This is a genomic window from Clostridium ihumii AP5 (assembly GCF_000612845.1).
GTDB classification, from domain to species: Bacteria; Bacillota; Clostridia; order Clostridiales; family Clostridiaceae; genus Clostridium_J; species Clostridium_J ihumii.
The window spans coordinates 1-790 of the sequence record NZ_CCAT010000027.1 but is presented as its reverse complement, the minus strand read 5'-3'; the positions used below and the strand labels follow the sequence as shown (position 1 = coordinate 790).

The 790-nt window shown below is 24.1% G+C and carries 1 protein-coding gene; it reads left to right on the top strand.

Annotated elements, in window-relative coordinates; all coding sequences use genetic code 11:
* Window positions 1-17: 17 nt before the first annotated feature.
* The coding region (locus tag BN346_RS04295) for a pectate lyase-like adhesive domain-containing protein (RefSeq protein ID WP_148361078.1) at window positions 18-790 on the top strand (773 nt) is incomplete at its 3' end.

Genomic DNA, 790 nt, shown 5'->3' with positions numbered 1-790 from the left:
AAGAAGTAAAAGAAATTATGGAGGTATCAACAGAAGAAGAGTTAATAGCAGCATTGCAAAGAAAAGAAGTAAAAGAGATAAACATATCAAAAGATATAAAAATAGAAAATGAAAAATTACTAGATTATTATGAGGGACCATATGTAAAAATAAATGGAGACTGTAAAAAAATAATTGGGAATAATTACAAATTAACAACAGATATAAATAAAGAAAAAGGTACGGATAAATTCAGAATAACTTGTAATGGGTGTAAAACAATCATAAAAGATTTAATTATAGAAGATGTGAGGTTATCCTCAGGAGAAGATATTGACTTAGAGAAATGTACGCTTATAAATTCAGCTAGCTGGGTAAAAAATATCTTAAATAGTACCATAGTAAATTCATATATAAATGTAGAAAATATAGATTCAGGTAATATAAGCAATTCCAGAATAAATGTTAAAGATATAAATAACAGTAAATGTGAAAATACGTATATAACATTAACAGGAAAAATGAGTAAAACAACATTAATAAATAATGATGGTGTTGATGAGTATGGTTATAGTAGAAATGCAATAAATATAGAAAAAGGATATTCATCAAAAGATACAGAGTCAATTATAGAAAATTCAACAATAAAAACAAAATGTGGAAATGCCATTTATATTCAAGATAAGAGTAAATTAAAATTAAATGGAGAAATAAATATAGAAACAAATGAAAAAGAGGCAATATTTTTAAAAAAGGGTTTAAAAGATAATAAAACAGAATTAAATATAGAGGGAAAAATAAATCAAAGTGG